Source organism: Streptomyces sioyaensis (assembly GCF_004122735.1).
In the GTDB taxonomy this organism is placed as follows: domain Bacteria; phylum Actinomycetota; class Actinomycetes; order Streptomycetales; family Streptomycetaceae; genus Streptomyces; species Streptomyces sioyaensis.
The window spans coordinates 1-22530 of sequence record NZ_SDIF01000073.1 but is presented as its reverse complement, the minus strand read 5'-3'; the positions used below and the strand labels follow the sequence as shown (position 1 = coordinate 22530).

Sequence of the window (22530 nt, the reverse complement as noted above, 5' to 3'; positions counted from 1 at the left end):
TGCACACCACGCCTGTGACAATCGGGGTGCGCCGAGCACCCCGGCGCCCTCACTCCACACCGATGAGCAGCGGCACCGCATGCTGACCGCCGTGGTAGACCACCGTGTCCACGGCGAGATGGCGCGCGCGGACATGCCGCTCCAGCCGCTCGGCGAGCGCGTCGGGCACGCCGGCGCCGAGGACCAGGGTCACCATCTCCCCGCCCGCCGACAGCATCCGGTCGAGCACGGTCATCGCCGTCGGCACGAGATCGGAGCCGATCACCGCCACGTCGCCGTCGATCAGGCCGAGGATGTCCCCGGCCTGGCAGACACCGGCCATCGTCCACGACTGCCGCTCGGCGACGGCCAGCTCCGCGTAGCGGGTGGCGCCCGCGGCCGCGGTCATCGCGACCACGTCCTCGTCGAAGCTGCGGCCCGGCTCGTGCACGGCCAGCGCCGCGATGCCCTGGACCGCGGAACGGGTGGGGATGAGGGCGACCCGGATGCCTTCGGTACGAGCCTGTTCGGCGGCGGCCGCCGCGGTGTGGCGCAGGTCGGGGTCGTTCGGCAGCAGCATCACCTCACGGGCGCGGGCCTGCCGGATCGCCTGCAGCAGTTCGCCGCTGGCAGGCGGCTCCCCGGGACGTACCGCGACGGGGGTGGCACCGGCCTGCGCGCACAGCCCGGCGAGCCCGGCGCCCGGCACCACCGCGACCACGGCCCGTGCGGTCATCGCCGGCTCCCTGGTGCGCGCGGCCCCGCCGAAGTGCGTGATCTGGATCCGGTACGGGCGGCCCGCCTCGATCCCGGCCTCCACGGCGGCCCCGGCGTCGTCGACATGGACATGGACGTTCCACAGCCCGTCCCCGCCGACCACCACCAGGGAGTCGCCGAGCCCGTCGAGCCGGTCGCGCAGCCGCGCCACGGCCGCGTCGCCGGCCTCCAGCAGATAGATCACCTCGAAGGCGGGCCCGTCCGGGTCCCCGCAGCCGTCCGCCGCCCGGGCCGCGAGCCCGCAGCCGGCCGCCTGCGGGAGCGGGGCGTCGGCCCGTACGGCGACCGGTGTCGCCGAGACCTCCCCGCAGAGCGCGTCGGCGAGCGCTCCCAGCACCGCGACGAGTCCGCAGCCGCCGGCGTCCACGACACCGGCCCGGCCGAGCACCGCCAGCTGCCCGGGGGTCGCCCGCAGGGCCGCGGACGCGCCCTCGTGGGCGGCGCGGGCGACCTCGGCGGGGCCCGCGGCCCGGTCGGCGGCGCACCTGGCGGCGGCGTCGGCGGCGGCGGTCGCCACCGTCAGGACGGTGCCCTCCACGGGGTGGGCGACGGCCTCGTACGCCGAGGCGGCGGCCCTGCGCAGCGCCCGCCCCAGGGCGTCGCCGGAGCCGTCGGCGGCGGCCAGTACCTCCGTCATCCCGCGCAGCAGCTGCGCCAGGATGGTGCCGGAGTTGCCGCGCGCCCCGATGAGGGCGCCGTGTGCCATGGCGCCGATGGCGTCGGTGAGACGGGGTGCGGTGCCGGCGGAGCCGTGCCCGTCGAAGGCGGCCTCGACCGCGCGGGCGGCCGATTCGAGCGTCAGATAGAGGTTGGTGCCGGTGTCGCCGTCGGCCACCGGGTAGACGTTGATCGCGTCGATCCGCTCGCGTTCCCGGCCGAGCGCCTCCAGTGCCAGCCCGCACCAGGAGCGGACCGCGGCGGCGTCGAGCGGGTGCGGCACATCGTCCTCCTGGGTCGCGGGATGCCTCGCACAGTAGCCGCGCTCCGGGAGTGGGACCGGGGCGGGGGGTCGGGGGGTGCGTGGTAGTTTCGTTCTACGGGAGCGGCCGTTGTATGCTGCTCCGGTTGCCCGATGAGAATCGGGCCATTCCTCTCCTGACGGTGCCGGTCGGGCAATGCACTCGGCTCGTCGGGATTTCACCGTAAGTGCATCTGAAGTCTTTGGAGTGACCCGTGGCTGCCAACTGCGACGTCTGCGGCAAGGGGCCGGGCTTCGGCAAGAGTGTCTCGCACTCGCATCGCCGCACCAACCGTCGTTGGAACCCCAACATCCAGACGGTGCGTGCAGTGATCGGGCGCACGCCGAAGAAGCTGAACGCCTGCACCTCGTGCATCAAGGCCGGCAAGGTCTCGCGCTGACGTCTTAGCCGTAGCGCAGCCCAGCCGGTTGCTTGTGAAGCCGGTCCACCTCCGTGGTGGGCCGGCTTTTGCCGTTCCCGGGGCCGGGCGCCGCGGCTGGGGCCGGTCGCCGCGGCCGCCGCGCCCGGCGGGGCACCGCGGTGTCCGTGCCGTCAGCGCCCGTCGCCGAGCCGCCAGCCGTGGTGGACGGGGCCGATGCCCGCGCCCAGCCGGAAGCCGGCCGCGATCGCGCCGGTGACGTAGTCCTTCGCCGCCGCCGCGGCCTGCGGGACGGTGTCCCCCTTGGCGAGCTGCGCGGCGAGCGCGGCGGCCAGGGTGCAGCCGGTGCCGTGGGTGTGCCGGTTGTCGTGGCGGGGGGCGCGCAGCCAGTGCTCCTCGGTGCCGTCGGTGAGCAGATCGACGGCGCCGTCTCCGGCACCGGCGGGGAGGTGGCCGCCTTTGATGAGCGCCCAGCGCGGCCCGAAGTCCAGGATCGCGGCGGCCGCCCGGCACATACCGGCCTCGTCCTCGACGCGTACGCCGGTCAACTGGGCGACCTCGTCCAGGTTGGGGGTGGCGACGGTGGCCGCCGGCAGCAGTGCGGTGCGGACCGCTTCCAGGGCGTCGGCGGCGAGCAGCGGGTCGCCGTGCTTGGAGACCCCGACGGGGTCGACGACGACCGGGGCCCGCAGGCCGGCGAGCAGTTCGGCGACGGTGGCGACGAGTTCGGCCGAGGAGAGCATGCCGGTCTTGACCGCCTGGACGCCGATGTCGTCGACGACGCTGCGGAACTGGGCCCGTACGGCCTCGGCGGGCAGGTCCCACGCGCCTTGCACCCCCAGGGAGTTCTGGGCGGTGACGGCGGTGAGCACGCTCATGCCGTGGGTGCCGAGCGCCAGCATCGTCTTCAGGTCGGCCTGGATGCCCGCGCCGCCACCGGAGTCGGACCCGGCGACGGTCAGGACGCGTGGAGGGATGTGCATACCGCCGAATCTACTCGGCGGCGTCCGGCCGTCCCGCGGCCGGACGCCGCATGCGCCCTCACCGATGCGATTCGGCGTCCCCGTTGTCGCCGAAGTGGTCCCAGCCGGCCTTCACCCAGGGGGCGCCGTCCACCGTCACCTGGGGCAGCGCGGAGGGGTGGAGCACCTCGCCGATGACCTTCCACCGGGCGGGCAGCTTCACATCGGGCGGGAAAGTGGCCACGATCGCGTGATCCTCACCGCCGTTGAGCACCCACTGCATCGGGTCCACGCCGACGGCCGTGCCGATGTCGGACATCTGCGAGGGGATGTCGATACCGGCGGACCGCAGGTCGATCCGGACCTTGCTGGCCTCGGCGATGTGCCCGAGGTCGGCGACCAGCCCGTCGCTGACGTCCGTCATGGCGGTGGCGCCGAGCCCGGCGGCCGCGGGGCCCGCGTGGTACGGCGGCTCGGGCCGGCGGTGGGCCTCCACGAAGGCGCGCGGCGAGCGGAATCCACGGGTGAGGACCGCATGCCCGGCGGCGGACCAGCCCAGCCAGCCGGTGACCGCGACGACATCGCCGGGCTGCGCGCCGGCGCGGGTGACCGGCTCCTGGTTGCGCAGATCGCCGAGCGCGGTGATGGCGACGGTGATGGTGTCGCCGCGTACGACGTCCCCGCCGACGACCGCGGCGCCGGCCACCTGGCACTCGTCGCGCAGACCGTCCATCAGCTCGGTCGGCCAGGTCGCGGGGAGTTCCGCGGGGACGACCAGGCCCAGCAGGATCGCGGTGGGCACCGCGCCCATCGCCGCGATGTCGGCGAGGTTCTGCGCGGCGGCCTTGCGGCCGACGTCGTAGGCGGTGGACCAGTCGCGGCGGAAGTGCCGGCCCTCCAGGAGGATGTCGGTGCTGGCGACCACCCTCCGGTCCGGCGCGGTGACCACCGCGGCGTCGTCACCCGGCCCGATCCGTACCGCCGGAGTGGAGGTGAGCCGGGAGGTGAGCTCCCTGATCAGCCCGAATTCCCCCAGCTCGCCCACGGTGCCCTTCATGCTGTTGCCCTTCCCATGTGTACGGACGGTCCGTACGTGGCTGACGACTGTGCCGCACTCGCCGTGTTCACCGCGCGGGTCTCCCCGCTCCCCGCGGTGACGCGGTACCGTGGCGTCCCTTCTTCCCACATGATCCTCGTAGCCGCCCTGGAGGTTCCGTGGTACAGGCCTACATCCTGATCCAGACCGAGGTCGGCAAGGCCTCGGCGGTAGCTGAGGTGATCTCCACGATCCACGGTGTGCTGCAGGCCGAGGACGTGACCGGGCCCTATGACGTCATCGTGCGCGCTCAGGCCGACACCGTCGATGAGCTGGGTCGCATGGTGGTCGCGAAGGTCCAGCAAGTGGAAGGCATCACGCGCACCCTTACCTGCCCGGTCGTCCATCTCTAGCTCCCCCGTATCCTCTGCCGGGTGATCTCGCGCCGCTGGTACCTGGCCCTTCCCCCGCTCGCCGTGCTGATCGCCGCGGTGAGCTGTTCCTCGTCCGATGACGTGGCCGTCCCCTCCCCGCAAGGGGAGGCGGCACGGTACTGCCGAGCGCTCCACAAGGAGTTGCCGCGGACCGTGGACCGGCTGGAACGGGGTACCGCCGAACCGGTCTCGGACTTCACTGCCCTGTGGGGCGATCCTGCCGTGAAACTGCGCTGCGGAGTGCCGAAGCCCGAGGTCCTGACGTACGGCAGTGAACATTACAACCCCAACGCCGACGCGGCGGAAGTCAACGGGGTCCAATGGCTCTTCGAGAAGCAGGACGACGGCTACCGCTTCACGACGGTGCTGCGGAAGGCATACGTCGAGGTGACCGTGCCCGGGAAGTACGCCCCCGAGGTCGATGTGCTCACCGACCTCGCGGACGCCGTGAAGAAGACCGTTCCCGCCGGGGTCTAGGGTCTGTCGTTTGGATCAGGCCCTAGGCCCGCCGCGGCGGTCGGGGCGGGCGGCCCGGAGGCCGGCCGCGGCTCAGCGCAGTCCCGTGGACCGCTGGAGTGCGGCCTGCAGGAGCCGGTCGATCAGCTCGGGGTAGCTCACACCGCTCTCCTGCCACATCCGCGGGTACATGGAGATGGGCGTGAAGCCGGGCAGGGTGTTGATCTCGTTGATCACGAACTCGCCGTTGTCCTGGAGGAAGAAGTCCGCGCGCACCAGGCCCTCGCAGGACGCCGCCTCGAAGGCCGCGACGGCCAGCTCCTGGACCTTCGCGGTCTCCTCGGCGCTCAGCGGCGCCGGCACGATGCCGTCGGCCGAGTCGATGTACTTGGCCTCGAAGTCGTAGAAGTCGTGCGCGCTGACCGGCGGGATCTCGGCCGGCACGCTGGCCCGCGGGCCGTCGGCGAACTCCAGCACCCCGCACTCGATCTCCCGGCCGCGCAGCAGCGCCTCCACGAGGATCTTGGGGTCGTGCCGGCGGGCCTCCTCGATCGCCTCGTCCAGGCCACCGAGGTCGTCGACCTTGGTGATGCCGATGGACGAACCGGCCCGGGCGGGCTTCACGAAGAGCGGCCAGCCGTGTTCCGCGGCGAAGTCCACGATCTTCTTGCGGGCGGCCGCCGGGGCCTTCTCCCACTCGCGGGGGCGGATGACCTCGTAGGGGCCGACCGGCAGACCGAAGGAGGTGAACACCCGCTTCATGTAGTCCTTGTCCTGGCCCACGGCGGAGGCGAGCACGCCCGAGCCGACGTAGGGGACGCCGGAGAGCTCCAGCAGGCCCTGCAGGGTGCCGTCCTCGCCGTACGGGCCGTGCAGCACGGGGAAGACGACATCGACCTCGCCCAGCGCCTTGGGCACCGCGCCCGGCTCGGTGTAGACGACCTCGCGGTTGGTCGGGTCGACGGGGAGCACCACGCCGCCCTCGGCGGACTCGGCGAGCTCGGCCACGCTGGGCAGCCGCCGGTCCGCGATGGCCATCCGCTCGGGGTCGTCGGCGGTCAGCGCCCAGCGGCCGTCGGAGGTGATGCCGATCGGCAGCACGTCGTACTTGTCGCGGTCGATGGCGCGCAGCACCGCTCCGGCGGTGAGTACGGAGATCGCGTGCTCGGAGCTGCGTCCGCCGAACACGACGGCGACGCGGGGCTTGTGGGAGGAGGTCTGGCTGCTCATATCGCGTTGAGGGTACCTGCTGACCGGCGCGGAGTCAGTGCTGCTGCGGCCGTCGGAGTCCTCGCGCCGCCGTCCGCGGGGGCTGCCGTGGATCACCGGCCCCCGACGGACCGCACAGAACCGGATGAATCGACTCCGATTCCGGTGACACTCGAAGGCGACGCTTCAGTGCCGCTCGGACTTGGCGCTGCGCGCCATCAGGTCCTTCAGGGCGGCCATCGGCTGCTTGCCCTCGTGGACGATCTCCACGACCGTCTCGGTGAGCGGCATCTCGACGCCGTGCCGGCGGGCCAGATCCAGCACGGATTCGCAGGATTTGACGCCCTCGGCGGTCTGCTTGGTGACCGCGATGGTCTCCTCCAGCGTCATCCCCCGGCCGAGGTTGGTGCCGAAGGTGTTGTTGCGCGACAGCGGTGAGGAGCAGGTGGCGACGAGGTCGCCCATGCCGGCCAGGCCGGCGAAGGTGCGCGCGTCGGCGCCCATGGCCAGGCCGAGCCGGGTGGTCTCGGCCAGACCGCGGGTGATCAGGGACGCCTTGGCGTTGTCGCCCAGACCCATGCCGGTGGCGATGCCGACGGCCAGCGCGATGACGTTCTTGACCGCGCCGCCCAGTTCGCAGCCCACCACGTCGGTGTTGGTGTACGGGCGGAAGTACGCGGTGTGGCAGGCGGTCTGGAAGCGCCGGGCGACCGCCTCGTCGGCGCAGGCCACGACGGCGGTGGCGGGCTGCCGGGCGGCGACCTCCCGGGCGAGGTTGGGGCCGGTCAGCACCGCGACCTGCTCCGCCGGCACCTTGGCGACCTCCTCGATGACCTCGCTCATGCGCTTGGCCGTGCCCAGTTCGACGCCCTTCATCAGGGACACCAGGACCGTCCCCTCGGGCAGCAGGGGCGCCCACTCGGCCAGATTGCCGCGCAGCGTCTGGGCGGGGACGGCCAGCACGGCGAACTCCGCGCCACGCGCCGCTTCCGCCGGGTCGGTGGTGGCCCGTACGGACGCGGGAAGCTCGACCCCCGGCAGGTAGTCGGGGTTGGTACGGCCGTTGTTGATGGCGTCGACGAGGGCCGGGCGGCGCCCCCACAGGGTCACCTCGCAGCCTGCGTCGGCGAGCACCATCGCGAAGGCGGTACCCCAGGACCCCGTGCCGTAGACGGCGCAGCGCGTCACTTGCTTTCATCCTCCTGTGCCTGCTGGGTGCTTCGGGCCTGCTGCGATCCGACGGCCGGTTCGGGGGCGGCGGCCGGCTCGGCGGAAGCGGTGGCCGCCGCGGCGCCCCCGCCCGCCCTGGCGGCCTCCCGGGCGGCGCGGCGATCCCGGGCGATCGCCTTGCGCCAGTCGTACGGTTCGGCCGGCGCGGGCGCACCGCGCAGGACGGCCAGCTGCTCGGCGATGGCGGCCATGATGACCTCGGTGACGGCCCGCAGCACCTCGGCGGTCGGCTCCTGGTCGTAGAACGCGCTCAGGTCGACCGGCGGCCCCGCCTGCACCCGCAGCGTCTTGCGCGGGAGGAGGCGCAGCTTCTTTTCCTTGGCGTACGGCGGCATCGCCTCATGGGCGCCCCACTGCGCGACGGGGATGACCGGCGCCTTCGTCAGCAAGGCCACCCGCGCGGCACCGGTCTTGCCCTGCATGGGCCACAGCTCCGGGTCGCGGGTGAGGGTGCCCTCGGGGTAGAAGGCGACGCATTCGCCCTTCTCGATGGCGCTGACGGCGGCGCGGAACGCGGTGGCGGCGTCGGTGGTTTCCCGGTAGACGGGGATCTGCCCGGTGCCGCGCATCATCAGGCCGACAAAGCCGCTCTTGAAGAGGCCCGCCTTGGCCAGGAATCGCGGGACCCGCCCGGTGTTGTACTGATAGTGCGCATAGGAGAGCGGGTCGAGATACGAGTTGTGGTTGACCGCGGTGATAAATCCGCCGTCGGCCGGAATGTGCTCCATTCCCCGCCAGTCCCGCTTGAACAGAACCAAGAGCGGCGGTTTGCAGATGACCGCGGCCAAGCGGTACCAGAAGCCGATTCTGCGGCGGGACACTGGGACACCCTCCTTGTGGGGACCTGCGAAGCTGCTGCGGGCCGGCAGCCGCACAAGTGTCGCCCCAGGTACCCGCTATGTCGAGAACACCGTAACCCCGACGCTCCCGCGGAGCGGCGGCAGCAGGTGAGAATGGCGTCGATGCGAAGAGACGGAGCGGATGTGGGCTGGAGCCTGGTGGTGCCGCTGAAACCGCTGGTGCGGGCCAAAAGCAGGCTCTCCGGAGCCGCCGGTGAGGAGTTCCGCCCCCGACTGGCCCTCGCCTTCGCCCTCGACACCGTCACGGCGGCGCTGACCTGCGCGAACGTCCAGGATGTGGCGGTTGTCACGGACGACCGGCTGGCCGGTGAGCGGCTGGCGGCGCTGGGAGCGCACATCGTTCCCGACACACCGGGCCGCGGGCTCAACGCGGCGCTGTCCCATGGCGCGGGGGCGGTCCGGGCACGTCGCCCGGGCGCGGCGGTCGCCGCGCTGAACGCCGACCTGCCCGCGCTGCGCCCCGCCGAGCTGGAACTGGTGCTCCATTCCGCTTCGCTATTTCCCCGCGCATTTCTCGCGGACGCGGCGGATATCGGGACAACGCTTCTGACCGCGACTTCCGGCGCGGAATTGGAACCGGCATTCGGGGGTGCGTCCCGGGCCCGTCACCTGGCCTCGGGGGCCCGCGAGCTCACCGCGCCCGGGGTGCCCTCGGTACGCCGGGACGTGGACACCGCCGAGGACCTGCTGGCCGCGCTGGCGCTGGGCGTGGGCCCGTACACCGCGCGCCAGGCCCCGCATCTCGCCGGTGGGGCGGCAAGGGGGCACGGCGCGCCCGGGGAGCCCGAGCGGCTGCGGCCGCCGCAGGTCAGAGCGTCTGGAGCGTGATCAGCACGATGCGCCGGTCGGCACCGTCGCCGGTGACGTCGATACGGACCCGCTGACCGGGTCGCAGCAGCAACAGGCCGCCGGCGTCGAAGGCCGCCGCATCGAAGGGCAGCGGGGTGCCGTCGTCCAGCAGCACGCTGCCGGAGCGGGTCTCGGAGTCGTACGTGTACGCGGTGGCCTGCATGGGAGAGAGCCTAGACGCCCCCGGAACGCACCGCGGGCCGGGCTCCCCGAAGGGAGACCGGCCCGACGCATGCGTTCGTCGATGCTGCCATTACCGCTTGCGGGCAGTGGTCTTCTTGGCGGTGGTCTTGCGCGCCGTGGCCTTCTTCGCCGGAGCCTTCTTCGCCGCGGCCTTCTTGGCGGGGGCGGTCTTCTTCGCCGTCGCCTTCTTGGCCGCCGTGGTCTTCTTCGCGGCGGTCTTCTTGGCCGCCGTGGTCTTCTTCGCCGCGGTCTTCTTCGCCGCCGTGGTCTTCTTCGCCGCGGCCTTCTTGGCCGCCGTGGTCTTCTTCGCCGCGGCCTTCTTCGCCGCGGTGGTCTTCTTGGCGGCGGCCTTCTTGGCGGTGGCCTTCTTCGCCGCGGCCTTCTTGATGGCCGCGCCGCCGGTCAGGCTGCCCTTGGGAGCCTTCTTGACGGAGACCTCACCGCCCTTGGGGAGCTTCTTCGAGCCGCTCACCAGGTCCTTGAAGCCCTGGCCGGCCCGGAAACGCGGCACCGAGGTCTTCTTGACCCGCACGCGCTCACCCGTCTGCGGGTTGCGGGCGTAGCGGGCGGGGCGGTCGACCTTCTCGAACGAACCGAATCCGGTGACCGAAACGCGGTCACCGGAGACCACCGCACGGACGATTGCATCCAGTACCGCGTCGACCGCTTCCGCGGCGTTCTGGCGGCCGCCGAGCTTGTCGGCAATGGCTTCTACGAGCTGCGCCTTGTTCACGTCTTCCCCTTCGGAGACATTGCTGGAAGGAAAGTTTCCAAGCTTTTTCGCACGTTAGGCAGATATATACCGCAAATCAAACACGAAACGGGCTAATCACCCTTGTGCCGCAACGAAGTCGACCTTCACGGACTTCCATCGGCGTGCACATCTTCGGGATAACGACCTTCGTCGAGGTCTTCCATGAACCACTCCAGACGCCTTGCCGCGTCCGCAAGATCGTGTTTAGCCGCGGCCGTGATGACGAGCAGCTTCCGGGTCAGCGCCATCCGTACGCCCTCCGGGACTTGCAGTGTCCGCACTCTTGCGTGTGCGTCCTTGAGTCGGTCGGCGACGACTCCGTAGAGCTTGAGTTGCTCGTCGCGTTCCATGCGCTAATTGTGCCATCTGCGGCGAGTTGTCGCTTCACGGGGCCTCAACAGGCGCCCCAACGCAGCGATGCGCCCCCTGCCAACTGCACAGGGGGCGCATCGTACGCAATAACGCTTTGAGCCAAAAACCCGAGGTCAGACGTCGAGGGTACGCGGCTTGAACGGCGGCCTGTTCGCCTCGTACTCCACGATGGACGACTCCTCCCGAAGGGTGAGGCTGATGTCGTCCAGCCCCTCCAGGAGGCGCCAACGCGCATTCTCGTCCAGCTCGAAGCCGGCGCTGATGCCCTCGGCGCGGACCTGCCTGCCGACCAGGTCGACGGTGACCTCGGCGGTCGGGTCGGCCTCCAGCAGCTGCTGGAGGCGGTCGACGGTCTCCTGCGGCAGGACCACCGTCAGCAGCCCGTTCTTGAGGGAGTTGCCGCGGAAGATGTCGGCGAAACGCGAGGAGATGACGGCCTTGAAGCCGTAGTTCTGCAGGGCCCAGACGGCGTGCTCACGTGAGGAGCCGGTACCGAAGTCGGGGCCGGCGACCAGCACGGTGGCGCCCTTGTACCGCTCCTGGTTGAGGACGAACTCCGGGTCCTTGCGCCAGGCCTCGAACAGCCCGTCCTCGAAGCCGTCGCGGGTGACCTTCTTGAGCCAGTGAGCAGGGATGATCTGGTCGGTGTCGACATTGCTGCGGCGCAGCGGGACGGCCCGGCCGGTGTGGGTGGTGAAGGCTTCCATGGTTCAGACTCCCGCGGGCGTGGCGACGTCGGACTGGCCGGCGGTGGCGGTCAGGTCGGCCGGTGAGGCCAGATGGCCGAGAACCGCTGTTGCGGCGGCGACCTGCGGCGAGACCAGGTGGGTGCGGCCACCCTTGCCCTGGCGGCCCTCGAAGTTGCGGTTGGAGGTGGACGCGGAGCGCTCGCCGGGGGCCAGCTGGTCGGGGTTCATGCCCAGACACATCGAGCAACCCGCGTGCCGCCATTCGGCGCCGGCCGCGGTGAAGACCTTGTCCAGGCCCTCGGCGACGGCCTCCAGGGAGACCCGGACCGAGCCGGGCACGATCAGCATCCGCACACCGTCGGCGACCTTGCGGCCTTCGAGGATCTGGGCCGCGGAGCGCAGGTCCTCGATGCGGCCGTTGGTGCACGAACCTACGAAGACGGTGTCCACCGTGATGTCGCGCAGCGGCTGGCCGGCCGTCAACCCCATGTATTCCAGGGCCTTTTCGGCGGCGTGCCGCTCCGAGGCGTCCTCGTACGAAGCCGGGTCGGGGACGCTGGCCGAAAGCGGTGCGCCCTGGCCGGGGTTGGTGCCCCAGGTGACGAACGGCGCCAGCGAGGAGGCGTCGATGTGCACCTCGGCGTCGAAGACCGCGTCCTCGTCGGTGCGCAGCGTCTCCCAGTAGGCGACCGCGGCGTCCCACTCCTGGCCCTGCGGGGCGTGGTCGCGGCCCTGGAGGTAGTCGAAGGTGGTCCGGTCGGGGGCGATCATGCCGGCCCGGGCGCCCGCCTCGATGGACATGTTGCAGATGGTCATCCGGGCTTCCATCGACAGCTTCTCGATGGCCGGGCCGCGGTATTCCAGGACGTAGCCCTGGCCGCCGCCGGTGCCGATCCTGGCGATGATCGCCAGGATCAGGTCCTTGGCGGTGACGCCCTCGGGCAGCTCACCGTCCACGGTGATCGCCATGGTCTTGAACGGGGCCAGCGGCAGCGTCTGGGTGGCCAGGACGTGCTCGACCTGGCTGGTGCCGATGCCGAACGCCAGCGCGCCGAAGGCTCCGTGCGTGGAGGTGTGGCTGTCACCGCAGACCACCGTGGTACCCGGCTGGGTCAGTCCCAACTGCGGTCCCACGACGTGGACAACACCCTGCTCGACATCGCCCAGCGGGTGCAGCCGCACCCCGAACTCCGCACAGTTCTTGCGCAGCGTCTCCAGCTGCGTGCGCGAGACCGGGTCGGCGATCGGCTTGTCGATGTCGAGGGTCGGGGTGTTGTGATCCTCGGTGGCGATGGTCAGATCCGTCCGGCGCACCTGGCGACCGGCCTTGCGCAGGCCGTCGAAGGCCTGCGGGCTGGTCACCTCGTGCAGCAGGTGCAGATCGATGAAGAGAAGGTCGGGCTCGCCTTCCGCGCGCCGGACGACATGATCGTCCCAGACCTTCTCCGCGAGTGTCCGTCCCATCGCTTTCCCTCCGGCCGGCCGCATTGCCGGCCTTGCTCGTCCGTGCGCGATGCCGGCAGAAATCCCCTTGCCGGGCCGTAACGCCGGGCCCTGGTAGAGGGCCACACCTACAGATTGACGACTTCCCCGGAAAATTGAACTTGCGTTTCACAGTGTGAGACGCGAGTATCGTTGCATGGACAACTCTAGCGGCGTCGGCGTTCTCGACAAGGCAGCTCTGGTTTTGAGTGCCCTGGAGTCCGGTCCGGCCACCCTCGCCGGGCTGGTCGCGGCGACAGGGCTTGCACGGCCCACGGCCCACCGTCTGGCCGTGGCTCTGGAACACCACCGGATGGTGGCGAGGGACATGCAGGGCCGGTTCATCCTGGGCCCACGGCTCTCCGAGCTGGCCGCGGCGGCCGGCGAGGACCGCCTGCTGGCCACGGCGGGACCGGTGCTCACGCATCTGCGCGACGTGACCGGCGAGAGCGCGCAGCTCTATCGCCGGCAGGGCGACATGCGGATCTGTGTGGCGGCGGCGGAACGACTGTCCGGACTGCGGGACACCGTCCCGGTCGGCTCCACGCTCCCCATGAAGGCGGGCTCGGCCGCCCAGATCCTGATGGCCTGGGAGGAGCCCGAGCGGCTGCACCGCGGTCTGCAGGGCGCGCGCTTCACGGCCACCGCCCTGTCGGGCGTACGGCGCCGCGGCTGGGCCCAGTCGATCGGCGAGCGGGAGCCGGGCGTGGCCTCGGTCTCCGCCCCCGTACGCGGCCCCTCCAACCGCGTGGTGGCCGCCGTCTCGGTCTCCGGCCCGATCGAGCGGCTGACCCGCCACCCCGGGCGGATGCACGCCCAGGCGGTCATCGACGCGGCGGCCCGCCTCTCCGAGGGCCTGCGCCGCAGCGGCTGACCCGCCTCCCGACGGCCCCGTCCCGCGACCGGCGGGCCGGGGCGCCGACGGGCACCCCCCGGCTGCTCGGGCCGCGGCCGGTCCGCGGCCCGCTCCCCGTGCGACGGCCGACGACCGGCCCCGCCCGGCCACACCCGGCCCGCATTCCGGCATCTGGACATAGCTGCCCTCGGGTACGGGCCCGCCGGGACGACGGAGGTCCCGTGCCTCGCCCGCGAACACCGCCCATCCGCTGCCCTGTGCGCACCGGGCGGCGCAACTCGCCGTCGTCGAGCTGGATTTGGGCGAGGAGTTCGCCGCCCGGCGGAGCAGGTGGCGGCGGCGGTTGGCGCTGACCGCGCGGCACGAGCCGGGGCTGCTGAACCTGCGCCGACGGGCCGAGACGGAGGAGTCCAACACGCGCTACGGAAGCGGCAGTTGACGCGAAAGAGCCCCCCGCATGAAGCGAGGGGCTCTTCCTTGTGGTACCCCCGACCGGATTCGAACCGGCGCTACCGCCTTGAGAGGGCGGCGTGCTAGGCCGCTACACAACGGGGGCAAGTTTTCCTGCAGTTGAGCCTGTCGCGAGGACACGCTGCGCTGGGCTACCAGGACTCGAACCTAGACTAAATGAACCAGAATCACTCGTGCTGCCAATTACACCATAGCCCATGGTGGTTTAGACCAGTACCCCCGACCGGATTCGAACCGGCGCTACCGCCTTGAGAGGGCGGCGTGCTAGGCCGCTACACAACGGGGGCCCTAGCGATCCTGCATGAGTGACAGTGGGTGCGACCCGGACTGTCCCCCTGGGAAGGATCTGTACCCCCGACCGGATTCGAACCGGCGCTACCGCCTTGAGAGGGCGGCGTGCTAGGCCGCTACACAACGGGGGCTTTGCAGATAAGCTCTGCGAGCTGGCCTACCAGGACTCGAACCTAGACTAACTGAACCAGAATCAGTCGTGCTGCCAATTACACCATAGGCCATCAAAGCGCAACCCCCCGGAGGGGGCTTGATTTGATCTGCGCCTCCCGGCCCGGCCTTTCGGCCCTCTCGGGCGGCGCAGGAAGAACATTACCTGATCGTGGACGGCGCACCAAAACCGATAACTCCGCGCAACAGCTCGGGGAGCTCCGCCAGACCCGCGATCCGCCGCACCCCTGTCGGCGGCTCCTCCCCGGTGTCCGTACGGTCCAGCCATACGGCGGCCAGGCCCGCGTCCCGGGCGCCGAGCGCGTCGATGTCGAGCTTGTCGCCGACGTAGAGGACCTCGGCGGGCGTTAGGCCGAGCGCCTTACAGGCACCGGCGAACGCCTCGGCGGCGGGCTTGGCGTGCCCCAGTTCATCGGCACAGAGCACCGCCTCGAAGCGTCCCCGGATCCCCAGGGCGGCCAGCTTGCGCTCCTGGTTGGCGGTGGCGGAGTTGGACAGCACCGCCTGTCGGACCAAGGGGGCCAGCGCCTCCAGTACGGGCAGCGCGTCCGGGAAGAGCGCCCAGCACGCCTCGTAGTGGGCGACGTACCGGCCGAACCAGGCGTCCGCCTCGGCGTCGGACAGCGGCAGGCCCAGAAACGTCCGGGCGCGCGCCCTGCGGTGATCGAGAAACCCGAGCTCACCGGCGAGGAAGCGGGCGAACTCGGTCTCCATGGCGTGCTGCCAGCGCGTGAGTGCCGCCTCCTCACCGCCGTAGGTGTCCAGCAGCCCTTCGGTCCGCAGATGCCGCAGCACGCCGGCCCGGTCCGACCCGGTGTAGTCGAAGAGGGTGTCGTCGAGGTCCCAGAGGACGGCGCGCAAGGGGGTGTCGGCCCCGCCGCGGGGCGGGGTGCGGCCCGGTGCCGGGGCGTGCGGGCCCTCGGTGCGCGCGGTCATGATCAGCCCTCCTGGTGCCGGTGGGGCCATTGTGCCCGCAGCGACCGGCCCCCGTCGCGGCATATACCGAGGGCCCGGAAGCCGTGGTGGCTTCCGGGCCCTGGTGGCGGTGCGGGTCAGCCGGCCAGCTTGGCCAGTGCCGCGTCGATCCGCTGGAGGGTGCGCTCCTTGCCGAGGACCTCCAGGGACTCGAAGAGGGGCAGACCGACCGTGCGGCCGGTGACCGCCACCCGGACGGGAGCCTGGGCCTTGCCGAGCTTGAGGCCGTGCTCCTCGCCGGCGGCCAGGACGGCCTCCTTGAGGAAGTCGGGACCGGAGGTCCAGTCGGCGGCGTCGAGCTTGGCGCGGGCCGTGGTGAGCAGCGCGACGGGGTCGCCCTTCATCGCCTTCGTCCAGGAGGCCTCGTCCTCGACCGGCTCCTTGAGAAAGAGGAAGTCGACATTGGCGGTGATCTCGGAGAGGACGGTGAGGCGGGTCTGCGCGTGCGGGGCGATGGCCCGCCAGGCGGCCTCGTCGAAGTCCTCGGGGGCCCAGTTGGCGTGCGGGGCCTTCAGCCAGGGCTCACAGGCCGTGATGAAGTCCGCCACGTCCAGCTGCCGGATGTGGTCGGCGTTGATCGCCTCGGCCTTCTTCAGGTCGAAGCGGGCCGGGTTGGCGTTGACGTCCGCGATGTCGAACGCCTCGATCAGCTCGGACACCGAGAAGATGTCCTGGTCGGCGGAGAAGGACCAGCCGAGCAGGGCAAGGTAGTTGAGCAGGCCCTCGGGGAGGAAGCCGCGCTCGCGGTAGAGGTTGAGGGACGCCTGCGGGTCGCGCTTGGAGAGCTTCTTGTTGCCCTCGCCCATGACGTACGGGAGGTGGCCGAAGGCCGGGATCTCCTTGGCCACGCCCAGCTCGATCAGCGCCTGGTAGAGGGCGATCTGGCGGGGGGTGGAGGAGAGCAGGTCCTCGCCGCGCAGCACGTGGGTGATCCCCATCAGGGCGTCGTCGACGGGGTTGACCAGGGTGTACAGCGGGGCGCCGTTGGCGCGGACGATGCCGTAGTCCGGGACGTTCTCCGGGGTGAAGGTCAGCTCGCCGCGCACCAGGTCGGTGAAGGTGATCGGCCCGTCGGGCATCCGGAAGCGGACGATGGCGGTGCGGCCCTCGGCCTCGTAGGCGGCCTTCTGCTCGTCGGTCAGCGTGCGGCACGTGCCGTCGTAGCCGGAGGGCCGGCCGGCCTTGCGGGCGGCGTCGCGGCGGGTGTCCAGCTCTTCGGTGGTGCAGTAGCAGTGGTAGGCGTGGCCGGCGGCGAGCAGCTTGTCGGCGACGTCCCGGTAGATGTCCATGCGCTGGGACTGGCGGTAGGGCGCGTGCGGGCCGCCGACCTCGGGGCCCTCGTCCCAGTCGAAGCCGAGCCAGTGGAAGGAGTCCAGCAGCTGCTGGTAGGACTCCTCGGAGTCGCGGGCCGCGTCGGTGTCCTCGATCCGGAAGACCAGGGTGCCCTTGTGGTGCCGCGCGTAGGCCCAGTTGAACAGGGCGGTACGGATCAGGCCGACATGGGGGTTACCGGTCGGGGAGGGACAGAAACGGACGCGGACGGGGGTCGCGTTAGCCACGCTTGATCACCTTGTTGGTGAGAGTGCCGATGCCTTCGATGGTGACGGCGACCTCGTCGCCGACGTTGAGGGGGCCGACCCCGGCCGGGGTGCCCGTGAGGATGACGTCGCCGGGGAGCAGGGTCATCGCCTCGGTGATGTGGACGATCAGGTCCTCGACCGGACGGACCATGTCGCTGGTGCGGCCGAGCTGGCGCTGTTCGCCGTTGACGGTGCACTGGACGGCGAGGCCGGCGGCGATGTCCGCGGGCTCCAGGCCGGTCTCGACCCAGGGGCCGAGCGGGCAGGAGCTGTCGAAGCCCTTCGCCCTGGCCCACTGCTTCTCGCGCTGCTGGACATCGCGCGCGGTGATGTCGTTGGCGCAGGTGTAGCCGAGGATGACGTCCTTGGCGCGCTCGCGGGGCACCTCCCGGCACATCCGGCCGATGACGACGGCGAGCTCCGCCTCGTGGTGCACCTCCTGGGAGAAGGAGGGGTACCCGATGGGGTCGCCGGGGCCGATCACCGAGGTGGACGGCTTGAAGAAGGTGACCGGCACGTCCGGGACGGCGTTGCCCAGCTCGGCGGCGTGCTCGGCGTAGTTGCGGCCGATGGCCACGACCTTGTTGGGCAGGACGGGCGGCAGCAGCCGGACCTTGTCGAGGGGGACCTTTTGGCCCGAGCGCTCGAATTCGGCGAAGGGATGTCCCTTGATGACGTCGAGTTCGTCGCCTTCGACGACGCCGAATCCGACGTTGCCGTCGATGGAGAATCTGGCGATGCGCACGGGTTGCCGCTGCCCCTCATTGATCACTGGCCGGAGTTGACACTCCAGGCTATCGCGGGGCCGCTGCCGCTCCGCCGCTGCTTTACGCCGACACGTCCTGGGTGGGGGCGACCATCAGGACGGTCCGGCGGGGGTTGGCGGTTTGCGTCGGCAGATCGACGGAGTGCTCCGCGGCCTCGGTGCCGAGCTCCTCGGCGTCGTCGAGGTGGGCCAGGGTGGTGCGCCGCGGGTTGGCTATGTTGCGGAACATCGTCGTCTTCACTGCTGCGTGCCTCGCGTCATCAAGAGTTCGGGAAAGGTCCTGCCCACAGCTGTCTTGTCGCTCCGGGCAACTGTGTAAAGCGTCAGGCTATGCGCGCTATTCCCGTCGCCGTGCGGGAGAACTCAACGATCTTCCTGTGAGTTTGCTCACGACCTGTGCGACAAATGCCGCAATTCCCTTGATCATCATCCCTGGGCGAATCGGACAATGGCGGATTGAACCGCACGTTCCGCGCCCGATCACCGCACCTGGGACAGCGGATACGGGCGGTCGACTCGCGGATAAAAGTCCGTTATCGACGGCGGAAACTTCTACAAGTCGTGACGCGGTCCGTACATTGCGTCACCCAAGTCACAGTGCACGACTCCGCTCTTGTTGGAGATCCTGCACTGTGCTGGAATTCCACGGACCGCCGCACGTTTCAACCGGCGCGCAGGGCGCAACGTAGCGCCGCGCGGTGGTGCCGCTCTCTCTGCCAGAGAGGGCAGCCCGCCGGTCACTCACGACCGCCATGGGGGACTTCAGCGGTCCCCCATACGACTCGACACCGTCCCGCTGCGGCGGGACGCCTGGTCCAGAGGTTGCGACGCTAGTGCAGGGACGTTTCAAGAGGGATGGCAGCGCTGCGGCGGACCCGGAGCTCCGCGGCGGGACCGACCGCGGCTCCTCGCCCCAGCGCGCCCAGAACCATGCTTCCGCCGGGGGCACCGTGCCCACCGACGGGGGCGGCCAGGCGCCGGGCAATGACGCCGCGGACGGCGGCAAGCCCAAGGGGTCGAAGGGGACCGGCGGGCCCGGTTCACGAATAGCGCTGCGCAACTGGCGAATCAGCACCCGCCTGGTCTCCCTGCTCGCGCTTCCCGTGGTCGCCGCGACCACGCTGGGCGGCATGCGCATCGCCACGTCGCTGGACAACATCGACCAGCTCGACAAGATGCAGCTGCTCACCGAGATGACCCGGCAGGCGACCGAGCTCGCCGACGCGTTGCAGGTGGAGCGGGACAAGTCGGCCGGTCCGCTGGCCGGCAGCGGCAACACCAAGGACGACGCGAACGTCGTCGCGCCCCGTGAAGAGACCGACCGCGCCAAGCTGAAGTTCAACCAGGCCACCGGCGACATCCAGGGCCAGGACGCCACGATGGCCGGTGTCCGCGCGACCGTCCTGGAGATCGGCCGGCAGCTCAACACCCTCAACGAGATCCGCGCCAACGCCTACAAGGACGGCGACAACACCGCGCGGACCGTCACCAGCTACGACCAGCTGATCAACTCGCTGCTGTCGCTGTCCCAGGACATGGCGCAGGCCACCAGCAACCCCGAGATGATCCGCAGTACCCGTGCGCTGGCGGCGTTCTCGTCGGCCAAGGAGTACGCGTCGATCCAGCGCGCGCTGGTCAGCGCCGGCCTCGCCCACGACGGCGGCCCGCAGCTGTCCGCCAACGACCGGCTGGCCGGCCGTAACGCCGAGGACAGCGAGAAGGCCGCCCGGGACCGCTTCTCGCAGATCTACACCAACAACGCCGGCGCGCTCACCCGCGGTCTGGACGGCAACAACGACGAGATCAAGGCCGCGGTCGCGTTCGCGCACCGCTCCTTCGCCAGCGCCACCGGCATCCGCAGCCAGGACATCCGGTACCTCGACTGGTACGACTCCGACACCGTCAAGATCGACGAGATGTCGCGTATCGAGACGACGCTGCTGTCCGAGATGGAGCAGAAGGCCCGCGAGCTGCGCAACGAGGCCACGCAGACCGCGATCATCAGCGGTGCGCTGATCCTGCTCGTCCTCGGCGTCTCGCTGGTCGGCGCGTTCGTCGTGGCGCGGTCCATGGTCCGCTCGCTGCGCCGGCTGCAGGACACCGCGCAGAAGGTCGCCCAGGACCGGCTGCCCGAGCTGGTCAAGCAGCTGTCCGAGTCCGACCCGCAGGACGTGGACACCTCCGTCGAGTCGGTCGGTGTGCACAGCCGGGACGAGATCGGCCGGGTGGCCGCGGCGTTCGACGACGTGCACCACGAGGCGGTCCGCCTCGCCTCCGAGCAGGCGCTGCTGCGGGGCAACGTCAACGCGATGTTCACCAACCTGTCGCGCCGCTCGCAGGGTCTGATCCAGCGTCAGCTCTCGCTGATCTCCGAACTGGAGTCCCGCGAGGCCGACCCGGACCAGCTGTCCTCCCTCTTCAAGCTCGACCACCTCGCCACCCGCATGCGCCGTAACGGTGAGAACCTCCTGGTCCTCGCCGGTGAGGAGCCGGGACGCCGGTGGACGCGGCCGGTGCCGCTGGTCGACGTCCTGCGTGCCGCCGCCTCCGAGGTCGAGCAGTACGAGCGGATCGAGCTCAACGCCGTTCCGCAGACCGAGGTCGCGGGCCGGGTCGTCAACGACCTCGTGCACCTGCTCGCCGAGCTGTTGGAGAACGCCACCTCGTTCTCCTCCCCGCAGACCAAGGTCAAGGTCACCGGCCATGCGCTGCCCGACGGCCGCGTCCTGGTCGAGATCCACGACACCGGTATCGGCCTGTCCCCCGAGGACCTCTCGGCGATCAACGAGCGGCTGGCCAGCCCGCCGACCGTGGACGTCTCGGTCTCCCGGCGCATGGGTCTGTTCGTGGTCGGCCGCCTGTCCCTGCGGCACGGCATCCGTATCCAGCTGCGGCCCTCCGACTCCGGCGGCACCACCGCGCTGGTCATGCTGCCGATCGACGTCGCCCAGGGCGGCAAGAAGCCGGCGCCCAGCAACGCCAAGGGCGGCGGCGGTGACCACGGCGGCACGCCGTCCAGCCGGCTCGCGGGGCTCCAGCCGCGCGGTCAGGTCGGTTCGGGTCCCTCGGCCGGCGGGCGCCCCGCGCTGCCCGGCCGCGGCGGTCCCGGCGGCGGTGCGGCGAACGCCTTCGGTGCCCCGTCCGGCCGTACGGCGCCGCCCGGCGCGGGATCCGCGGGGGGCCAGGGCGACGCCCGCCCGTCCGCCGGCCGTCCCGGCGCCGCGCGTCCCTCGCTGCCCACCCGCGGCCAGGACAGCGGCCCGGCGTCCACGGTGGCCCCGCCCACCGGCGCACCGCGCCGCGAGGAGCGTCCGCAGCTGCCGGCGCGGGGTGCCGCGGCCGAACTGCCCGGCGGCCCGCCCGCCGGCGACCAGGGCGGCCAGGGAGCACCGCAGCAGGGCGGTACGAGCTGGGGTGCGCGCCGTGAGCGCGGCGGCTCCGACGACTGGCCGCTGACGCCCCGCGAGGCCCAGGACCGGCCGCGCGGCCACGAGGAATCGGCCGATGCCAGCAGCACCGGCAGCTTCGAGCGGCCCGCGCCCGGCGGCGGCCCCGGTGACACCGCGGCGTTCGCCCGTCCCGACTTCAACGCGCCGCCGCCCTCCGCGGACGAGTCCCGCAGTGGGCGCGACCCGCAGGGTGCGGGCAACGGGCGCGGTGACACGGGGCAGTTCCCCCGGCCGGACCGCGAGGCGGCCCGCTACGAGACCGGTGCGTACGAGACGGGCGAGTACCAGCGTCCGGACGGCGACACCGGGCAGTACCGGCGTCCCGACAGCGACACGGGTCAGTACGAGCGGCCCGGCAGCGACAGCGGCCGGTACGACACCGGCCAGTACGAGCGGCCCGGCAGCGACACCGGCCCGTACGACACGGGCCGCAACCGCCGCCCGGACGCCGACCGTGCCGCGTACGCCGACGAGCCGCAGAGCACCGGGCAGTTCCCGGTGCAGCAGCCGCAGGACAGCGGTGCGGACTCCTCCGACGTGCTCGGCGGCGCGGACGCCGGCCCCGGAGACGGCCGTACGCCGATCTTCGACACCATCGAGTCCAACTGGTTCAACCACCCGGCCGCCGCCGCTGCCGGTGTGCCGCCCCAGGGCACCGAGGCCGAGGCTTCCGACCTGCCGCGGCGGGGGGCCGCGCAGGACGGTGCCGCCCGCGGCGGCGCGGACACCTCGGCCAACGGTGCGGAGCGCAGCCCGGCCGAGGCCGCGCAGTGGCGCAGTTCGCCGAACGACGAGACCTGGCGGCAGGCGGAGCAGATCCGCCAGCCCGCCGCGGGCGGTGTCACCACCTCGGGGCTGCCCCGCCGGGTCCCGCGCGCGAACCTCGTCGCGGGCACCGCGCAGCAGCAGGCCGACCAGAGCGGGCCGCAGGTCTCCCGGGCGCCCAGCGACGTCCGGGGACGGCTGACCAATCTCCGTCGGGGAATCCAGCAAGGCCGGCAGGCCGGGACGTCGTCCACCGGCACCCACGGCATTGTCGATCCCACTCACCAGCAGGAGCGTTAGTTGAGTCCGATGAGCCAGGCGGCGCAGAATCTGAACTGGTTGATCACCAACTTCGTGGACAACACCCCCGGGGTGTCGCACACGGTGGTGGTCTCCGCGGACGGTCTCCTCCTCGCCATGTCCGAGGGCTTCCCCCGCGACCGTGCCGACCAGTTGGCGGCGGTGGCCTCCGGCCTGACCTCGCTGACCTCCGGCGCGTCCCGCATCTTCGAGGGCGGAAGCGTCAACCAGACCGTGGTGGAGATGGAGCGCGGCTTCCTCTTCATCATGTCCGTCTCCGACGGATCGTCGCTGGC

The 22530-nt window shown here is 71.3% G+C and carries 22 protein-coding genes and 5 tRNA genes; 7 read left to right on the top strand and 20 right to left on the bottom strand.

The features are described 5' to 3' along the window. Nucleotides 1–49: 49 nt before the first annotated feature. Nucleotides 50–1696: a DAK2 domain-containing protein gene (locus tag EST54_RS22700; RefSeq protein ID WP_129249571.1), complete on the bottom strand. Its 1647-nt coding sequence runs from the start codon at nt 1694–1696 to the stop codon at nt 50–52. A 233-nt stretch (nt 1697–1929) separates the two neighbouring features. On the opposite strand from EST54_RS22700, the gene rpmB reads away from it, so the two are divergent. Next, entirely contained in the window at nt 1930–2115 is a 186-nt protein-coding gene (gene rpmB / locus EST54_RS22695; protein WP_006602870.1) for a 50S ribosomal protein L28, read from the top strand. Between the two features lie 152 nt (nt 2116–2267). Here rpmB and thiD read toward each other — a convergent pair whose 3' ends face one another. Together thiD and EST54_RS22685 are read right to left on the bottom strand one after the other, a co-directional pair. After that, entirely contained in the window at nt 2268–3077 is an 810-nt protein-coding gene (gene thiD / locus EST54_RS22690; protein ID WP_129249570.1) for a bifunctional hydroxymethylpyrimidine kinase/phosphomethylpyrimidine kinase, read from the bottom strand. Between the two features lie 58 nt (nt 3078–3135). Continuing rightward, nucleotides 3136–4113 carry a thiamine-phosphate kinase gene (locus tag EST54_RS22685; protein ID WP_129249569.1) on the bottom strand — a complete coding sequence of 326 codons (978 nt, stop codon included), beginning with the start codon at nt 4111–4113 and terminating at the stop codon, nt 3136–3138. A 158-nt stretch (nt 4114–4271) separates the two neighbouring features. On the opposite strand from EST54_RS22685, the gene EST54_RS22680 reads away from it, so the two are divergent. Next, nucleotides 4272–4505: an Lrp/AsnC ligand binding domain-containing protein gene (locus EST54_RS22680; protein WP_006602873.1), complete on the top strand. Its 234-nt coding sequence runs from the start codon at nt 4272–4274 to the stop codon at nt 4503–4505. 21 nt (nt 4506–4526) lie between these two features. Further along, nucleotides 4527–5003: a DUF3515 domain-containing protein gene (locus EST54_RS22675; protein ID WP_372448180.1), complete on the top strand. Its 477-nt coding sequence runs from the start codon at nt 4527–4529 to the stop codon at nt 5001–5003. Between the two features lie 72 nt (nt 5004–5075). Here the strand turns inward: EST54_RS22675 and EST54_RS22670 are convergent, their stop codons facing one another. The 3 genes from EST54_RS22670 to EST54_RS22660 form a co-directional block, all read right to left on the bottom strand. Beyond that, the gene (locus tag EST54_RS22670) at nt 5076–6212 is read right to left on the bottom strand and encodes a D-alanine--D-alanine ligase family protein (protein WP_129249568.1); all 1137 of its coding nucleotides are present in this window, start codon (nt 6210–6212) and stop codon (nt 5076–5078) included. 165 nt (nt 6213–6377) lie between these two features. Beyond that, nucleotides 6378–7379 (bottom strand): NAD(P)H-dependent glycerol-3-phosphate dehydrogenase, encoded by a 1002-nt coding sequence (locus EST54_RS22665; protein WP_129249567.1) that lies wholly within the window; start codon nt 7377–7379, stop codon nt 6378–6380. After that, nucleotides 7376–8242, bottom strand: coding sequence for a lysophospholipid acyltransferase family protein (locus EST54_RS22660; RefSeq protein ID WP_129249566.1), 867 nt, complete (start codon nt 8240–8242; stop codon nt 7376–7378). Before EST54_RS22660 ends, EST54_RS22665 begins: the two co-directional genes overlap by 4 nt. 141 nt (nt 8243–8383) lie before the next feature. Here EST54_RS22660 and cofC point away from each other — a divergent pair, with 141 nt between their 5' ends. Beyond that, a complete protein-coding gene (cofC, locus tag EST54_RS22655; RefSeq protein ID WP_244942591.1) occupies nt 8384–9109 on the top strand; it encodes a 2-phospho-L-lactate guanylyltransferase in 726 nt (241 codons plus the stop codon). Here cofC and EST54_RS22650 read toward each other — a convergent pair. The 5 genes from EST54_RS22650 to leuC all read right to left on the bottom strand — a co-directional run bounded on the left by EST54_RS22650 (nt 9090) and on the right by leuC (nt 12592). Continuing rightward, entirely contained in the window at nt 9090–9293 is a 204-nt protein-coding gene (locus EST54_RS22650) for a hypothetical protein (RefSeq protein WP_129249564.1), read from the bottom strand. The genes cofC and EST54_RS22650 overlap by 20 nt on opposite strands. Before the next feature lie 90 nt (nt 9294–9383). Further along, the gene (locus EST54_RS22645; protein ID WP_129249563.1) at nt 9384–10046 is read right to left on the bottom strand and encodes an HU family DNA-binding protein; all 663 of its coding nucleotides are present in this window, start codon (nt 10044–10046) and stop codon (nt 9384–9386) included. Between the two features lie 125 nt (nt 10047–10171). Continuing rightward, nucleotides 10172–10417: an SCO5555 family protein gene (locus EST54_RS22640; RefSeq protein WP_006602881.1), complete on the bottom strand. Its 246-nt coding sequence runs from the start codon at nt 10415–10417 to the stop codon at nt 10172–10174. A 135-nt stretch (nt 10418–10552) separates the two neighbouring features. After that, nucleotides 10553–11146, bottom strand: coding sequence for a 3-isopropylmalate dehydratase small subunit (leuD, locus tag EST54_RS22635; protein ID WP_129249562.1), 594 nt, complete (start codon nt 11144–11146; stop codon nt 10553–10555). A 3-nt stretch (nt 11147–11149) separates the two neighbouring features. Beyond that, entirely contained in the window at nt 11150–12592 is a 1443-nt protein-coding gene (leuC, locus tag EST54_RS22630; RefSeq protein ID WP_129249561.1) for a 3-isopropylmalate dehydratase large subunit, read from the bottom strand. 175 nt (nt 12593–12767) lie between these two features. Here leuC and ndgR point away from each other — a divergent pair, with 175 nt between their 5' ends. Further along, a complete protein-coding gene (ndgR, locus tag EST54_RS22625) occupies nt 12768–13484 on the top strand; it encodes an IclR family transcriptional regulator NdgR (RefSeq protein WP_006602884.1) in 717 nt (238 codons plus the stop codon). A 462-nt stretch (nt 13485–13946) separates the two neighbouring features. Here the strand turns inward: ndgR and EST54_RS22620 are convergent. The 9 genes from EST54_RS22620 to EST54_RS34475 form a co-directional block, all read right to left on the bottom strand. Continuing rightward, nucleotides 13947–14022: transfer RNA gene (locus tag EST54_RS22620), tRNA-Glu, on the bottom strand. 41 nt (nt 14023–14063) lie between these two features. Then, nucleotides 14064–14135: transfer RNA gene (locus EST54_RS22615), tRNA-Gln, on the bottom strand. A 16-nt stretch (nt 14136–14151) separates the two neighbouring features. Further along, a tRNA-Glu gene (locus tag EST54_RS22610) sits at nt 14152–14224 on the bottom strand. A gap of 62 nt (nt 14225–14286) precedes the next feature. Continuing rightward, nucleotides 14287–14359, bottom strand: a tRNA-Glu gene (locus tag EST54_RS22605). Between the two features lie 21 nt (nt 14360–14380). Then, a tRNA-Gln gene (locus EST54_RS22600) sits at nt 14381–14452 on the bottom strand. Nucleotides 14453–14540: 88 nt separating this feature from the next. Further along, the gene (locus EST54_RS22595) at nt 14541–15335 is read right to left on the bottom strand and encodes an HAD family hydrolase (RefSeq protein ID WP_239012717.1); all 795 of its coding nucleotides are present in this window, start codon (nt 15333–15335) and stop codon (nt 14541–14543) included. A 116-nt stretch (nt 15336–15451) separates the two neighbouring features. Beyond that, on the bottom strand, nt 15452–16933 hold the full coding sequence (gene gltX / locus EST54_RS22590; RefSeq protein ID WP_129249560.1) for a glutamate--tRNA ligase: 1482 nt from the start codon (nt 16931–16933) through the stop codon (nt 15452–15454). Further along, the gene (locus EST54_RS22585; protein WP_129249559.1) at nt 16926–17699 is read right to left on the bottom strand and encodes a fumarylacetoacetate hydrolase family protein; all 774 of its coding nucleotides are present in this window, start codon (nt 17697–17699) and stop codon (nt 16926–16928) included. Before EST54_RS22585 ends, gltX begins: the two co-directional genes overlap by 8 nt. Before the next feature lie 82 nt (nt 17700–17781). Next, on the bottom strand, nt 17782–17961 hold the full coding sequence (locus tag EST54_RS34475; protein ID WP_129249558.1) for a hypothetical protein: 180 nt from the start codon (nt 17959–17961) through the stop codon (nt 17782–17784). A gap of 592 nt (nt 17962–18553) precedes the next feature. On the opposite strand from EST54_RS34475, the gene EST54_RS22575 reads away from it, so the two are divergent. Further along, nucleotides 18554–22234, top strand: coding sequence for a nitrate- and nitrite sensing domain-containing protein (locus EST54_RS22575; protein ID WP_129249557.1), 3681 nt, complete (start codon nt 18554–18556; stop codon nt 22232–22234). Between the two features lie 9 nt (nt 22235–22243). After that, nucleotides 22244–22530, top strand: a 287-nt coding sequence (locus EST54_RS22570; RefSeq protein WP_161989316.1) for a roadblock/LC7 domain-containing protein, incomplete at its 3' end; no start/stop codon positions are given.